At 38.0% G+C, this 901-nt stretch carries 1 pseudogene; it reads right to left on the bottom strand.

The features are described from left to right. Window positions 1-187: 187 nt before the first annotated feature. A pseudogene (locus ACRD7B_RS22750) lies at window positions 188-901 on the bottom strand (IS3 family transposase); the annotation flags it as partial.

A 901-nucleotide genomic window follows, 5' to 3' on the forward strand; every position in this document is an offset into this window, starting at 1 on the left:
TCCCTTTTTTAGGACATGTTAAAAGTAGACTTTTTTCTTTTTTCTCAAAACCAATTTTCAAAAGCTCTTTTAGTAAGGCTGAATGGTTCTGTCAAGGGCGGTGACGGTACGGCACCGTTTATATACCCTTGACAGGTTCATGAAGCATACTTTCTTTGCTTTTTAAACATGGTTGGTCATCAATACTTTTTAAATATGCCATCGGACTCATGCCTCCTAAAGCATCATGAGGTCGATAATTATTATAGTCACGAACCCAACTTTCAGTTATATCCCGTGCTTCATCCAGTGACTGAAAGAGGTAGGCATTCAAAATTGATCGGCGGTATGTTCCATTAAACCGCTCAATAAATGCATTCTGAGTTGGTGAGCCTGGTTGTATAAACAACAACTCAACCTCATTAAATTCACTCCAATCTTTCAAGATTTCTGAGATGAACTCAGGGCCATTATCCATTCTGATCTGTTGGGGCTTGCCCCTTTTTCGAATGAGATGATTTAACACATATACAACTTTATTGCTTTTGATAGAATGATCTAGCTCAATATGAAGTGCTTCACGATTGAAATCATCCATAATATTGAATGACTTAATCTTACGTCCATTTTCCAAAGCATCATGCATAAAATCAATTGACCAAGTGTGATTATATGAATTCGGTACTTCCAACGGTACTTTAACCCTCGCTGGAAGCCTCTTTTTTATTTTACGACGCATATTGAGTTGCATTAAGCAATACACACGATGTACCCGCTTATGGTTCCATTCATGACCTTCTAAACGAAGACGACCGTATGCCTTCCAAAAGCCCTCTGTTGGGTGTTCTTTAGCCTTTATGGATAGTGCTTCCATAATATCGCTATCATCTTTTTGAGGTTGATAATAAAATGAAGATCGACT

Origin of the sequence: Carboxylicivirga fragile (assembly GCF_050589805.1) — a bacterium.
Taxonomy (GTDB): Bacteria; Bacteroidota; Bacteroidia; order Bacteroidales; family Marinilabiliaceae; genus Carboxylicivirga; species Carboxylicivirga fragile.